A 3,682-nucleotide genomic window follows, 5' to 3' on the forward strand; every position below is an offset into this window, starting at 1 on the left:
CGTTCGGATTCTTTTTAGCAACCGATTCGATAAAAGTAGTAATACTTTGTGACATGATTAATAGATTATTAACGTTTAAGAAAACGTTTTCGTTAGTGACTACAAATATACATCTTCTAGGAATATCGCCCTCTTTTTTTTCGTTTTATCAATAGAATTATCTTTTTATTAAGCAAATACCAAGAAATCCTCTTCTAAACCATCATTTATCCCGAAATCGTTATATTTTTCGTAATCAAATAAGAATATGTTCACTTATTTTAAATTTTTATTTTTTTAATTAATGAGTGATGTTTTTATATATTTGTGAAGATTTGAAAATTTAACTAATAATGATCAAACGAATACTACTAACTTTATTTATCCTGTTGGGTTTTTCACATCATTCAAATGCACAATTTGGATTTTCCCATGAAATAGGAGTTATTGCTGGGCCCATAGCCTTTCAATCTGACTATGGGGAACGCCACGATTTAAAAACTAATTCTGGAAATACTGGAATGGGAATTGGTATTATTCATTATATAAATTTTTCTTACAGAGCTGATTGTGATTGTTATACTCCTGAAACTTATTTTAACGATCATTTTAAATTAAGAAGCGAGCTTTCTTATAACAAAACCGAATTGAAACATTTTGGACGATGGGTAGAAGGTAAACCCTCAGAAGGCAAAGAGCAACTAAAAGCAATGTACGGAAGCACTGCCGTTACCAATATAGGAATGCAATTAGAATATTTCCCTTTAAGCATCCGTGAATTTACCGCAACAATTGGAAAATTAGGACCTTTTGTAAGTCTTGGAGCTCAATTCAGTTATTATAATGCTAAAGCATCTTCAACTATGGGCCCTTTAGGAATTCCAAGGACTACCTTCCCTAAATATTTAACCCCGACTGATGGTCGCCCTTATGGTTTTTCTACCGAAGGAGGCTCTGTATGGTCAGTGGTTTCAAGTGTTGGAACTCGCTATAAATTAAGCCCATTAAGGGATTTGATGGTCGATTTAAGATTTCAGTATTTTTTCTCTAATTGGGTAGATGGTTTAAATCCTAATCCAGCTTTATACAAAGAAAACAAAGCTAACGACTGGTTGGTTTGGTTTAATTTTGGATATATTTATTATTTACAATAGTGGAAATACCATTAATATAAAAAACAAAATCCCAATTCTAATACCGACACTTCGGGATAGAATTGGGATTTTTTATTCTCTCCAAAACATATCTGAAGGAGAGAAAAATATTTTAATATATTAAGCTAATGCTTGCTTCAAATCTTCGATTAAATCATCAGCATCTTCAATACCCACGCTCAATCGAACCAGATCATCTGTAATTCCAATTTCTTTTCTTTTGTCTTCCGGAATCGAGGCGTGAGTCATCAAAGCGGGGTGATTTGCTAATGATTCTACTCCTCCTAGAGATTCTGCCAAAGTGAATACTTTAAGATTCTCTAAAAATTTGATGGCATCCTCTTTTTTGCCTGAAACAAAAGTAAAGGAAACCATTCCTCCAAAACCACTCATTTGCTTTTTTGCAATTTCATGATACGGATGACTTGGCAATCCTGGATAATACACTCTTTTAATCTTTGGATGATTGTCTAAAAACGCAACCACTTTTTCTCCATTTTCACAATGTCTTTGCACGCGTAAATGCAATGTTTTAATTCCTCTCAGCACTAAGAAACTATCCATTGGTCCTAGAGTGGCTCCCGTTGCAAATTGTTGAAAATGCAATTGTTCTCCTAGTGCTTCGTCTTTTACAATCAAAGCACCTGCAATAACGTCAGAATGTCCGCCAAGATATTTCGTTGCAGAATGCATCACAATATCAGCCCCTAAGTCTAACGGTTTTTGCAAATATGGAGTCGCAAAGGTGTTATCTACCGCAAAAAGGATTTTCTTTTCTTTGGTGATTTTGGCAATTTCTTGAATATCTGCCAATTTCATCAGCGGGTTTGTTGGGGTTTCTACCCACACTAATTTTGTGTTTTCATTGATTAATGACTGGAATTTCTCCAAATCATTCATATCAACAAAATGAAACTTAATTCCCGAATCCTTATAAATACGGGTAAACATTCTGTAAGTACCGCCATATAAATCGTCCATGGCGATGATTTCATCACCGGATTTAAAAGAACGTAAAATACAATCCGTCGCTGCTAATCCTGACGAAAAAGCTAAACCTCGCGTCCCGTTTTCAATACTTGCTAATGCATTTTCCAATGCTGTTCTAGTGGGATTCGCGGCCCTGCTATATTCATAATCAGGATTTACTGGTTTCCCAGGACTTGTTTGCACAAATGTTGACGTTTGATAAACTGGAGGCATAACGGCTCCTGTACTTGGATCATGGTGCTGACCACCGTGAATGGCTTTAGTATTGAATTTCATAAGTAGATACTATTTTATTTTTTATAGAATATGGAACCGACGCATCTTCATCCGGGTTTAAATCCAAATTACATAATGCTCGTTTCCTATGTTTTAATTTTAAAGTGCGAAAATGTTTCACAAATTTACCCTTTAATTTATTCTATCCAAGCCACAAGTTGATACCTTTGTATTTAATTAACATTTTTGAGATGAAACATATTATTATTTTTGCCGTATTGCTTTTTTCAATGACCCGTTGTTCTAAAGAATTAGCTTTTGAGGACCAATCTTTTCAGAAAAAAACAACTTTACCTTGCAAAAACGATTGTCCTCAAATTAGCGTGCAAATTCCGATCGCAAAAGATGTCCCGATTGTAGCTGACAGCATCAATAAAAAAGTATTTTCTGTTTTGAAAGAGATTATTTACTTTGGCGAAAAACCATATACATCAACCGACTATAAAGGATTAATGGCTTCATTTATTGGTTCCTACGAAAAACTGCAAAAAGAATATCCAAAGGACGTTTTTGGATGGGAAGCTAAAATTGAGGGCAGTGTAAAATATCAGTCAGACAGCATTTTGAATATAGAAATCAAGCACTATACTTATACTGGTGGCGCTCACGGATATCAAGGTTTACGCTCTTTGATTTTTGATCCTGAAACTGGAAAATCAATTCCAAATAATAAATTATTTAAAGATAGAAATGCGTTCAAGGCTTTCGTTGAAAAAAAATTCAGAGCTAAATATAAAATCCCTGAAAACCAACCAATAAACGCAACAGGATATCAATTTGAAGACGAAAAATTTGAACTTCCACAAAATATTTTTTATACCGACAAAGGACTACTTTTACATTATAATCCTTATGAAGCCGCTTCTTACTCTGATGGACCTAAGGAATTATTGTTGTCTTATAAAGAAGTGAACGAATATTTGGCGGTTAAATAAATTTTCGGATACTCATCATAACCCCAATGTGAAGCCCTTCATGGAAATTACTGAAAGCCATGGCATCCTCGGCATTTCTTAAAACGTGATCGCCTGTTGATGTGGTATATTCCATGTAGTTTTTGAAAATTTGATTGTCATAATCCACTTTGGTTTGTTGTATAGTTTCAAACAATAACGATTTGATTTCGTCCACTTTGGCTTGCATAGCAATGTGTTCCGGCTTGGTTCCCTTTTTGTATTTCTCGACTAATTCATCAGAAATCATCATCGGTAAACCAGAAAGTTTGTAAACCAATAGTTGCTGTGACACGATAATGTGACCGATATTCCAAATCAAATTATTGC

Annotated in this window: 4 protein-coding genes; 2 read left to right on the forward strand and 2 right to left on the reverse strand. The window is 34.4% G+C overall.

Translation table 11 applies throughout. From position 1 onward, the window contains the following. Nucleotides 1–332: 332 nt before the first annotated feature. Nucleotides 333–1,133: a glutamate dehydrogenase gene (locus tag ACH2BP_RS09750; RefSeq protein ID WP_395059380.1), complete on the forward strand. Its 801-nt coding sequence runs from the start codon at nt 333–335 to the stop codon at nt 1,131–1,133. Nucleotides 1,134–1,253: 120 nt separating this feature from the next. Here the strand turns inward: ACH2BP_RS09750 and ACH2BP_RS09755 are convergent, their stop codons facing one another. Then, the gene (locus tag ACH2BP_RS09755; protein ID WP_395059382.1) at nt 1,254–2,399 is read right to left on the reverse strand and encodes a cystathionine gamma-synthase; all 1,146 of its coding nucleotides are present in this window, start codon (nt 2,397–2,399) and stop codon (nt 1,254–1,256) included. A gap of 191 nt (nt 2,400–2,590) precedes the next feature. On the opposite strand from ACH2BP_RS09755, the gene ACH2BP_RS09760 reads away from it, so the two are divergent. Next, nucleotides 2,591–3,334: a PdaC/SigV domain-containing protein gene (locus tag ACH2BP_RS09760; RefSeq protein ID WP_395059384.1), complete on the forward strand. Its 744-nt coding sequence runs from the start codon at nt 2,591–2,593 to the stop codon at nt 3,332–3,334. Here the strand turns inward: ACH2BP_RS09760 and ACH2BP_RS09765 are convergent. Next, a partial coding sequence (locus ACH2BP_RS09765) for a DinB family protein (protein ID WP_395059386.1) occupies nt 3,327–3,682 on the reverse strand: 356 nt, incomplete at its 5' end. The two genes, ACH2BP_RS09760 and ACH2BP_RS09765, sit on opposite strands and share 8 nt — an antisense overlap.

It is taken from the genome of Flavobacterium sp., from assembly GCF_043756175.1.
Taxonomy (GTDB): Bacteria; Bacteroidota; Bacteroidia; order Flavobacteriales; family Flavobacteriaceae; genus Flavobacterium.

Coding starts and splice junctions, on each gene's coding strand:
- ACH2BP_RS09750 (WP_395059380.1), top strand. CDS start 333: ATGATCAAACGAATACTACTAACTTTATTTATCCTGTTGGGTTTTTCA.
- ACH2BP_RS09755 (WP_395059382.1), bottom strand. CDS start 2,399: ATGAAATTCAATACTAAAGCCATTCACGGTGGTCAGCACCATGATCCA.
- ACH2BP_RS09760 (WP_395059384.1), top strand. CDS start 2,591: ATGAAACATATTATTATTTTTGCCGTATTGCTTTTTTCAATGACCCGT.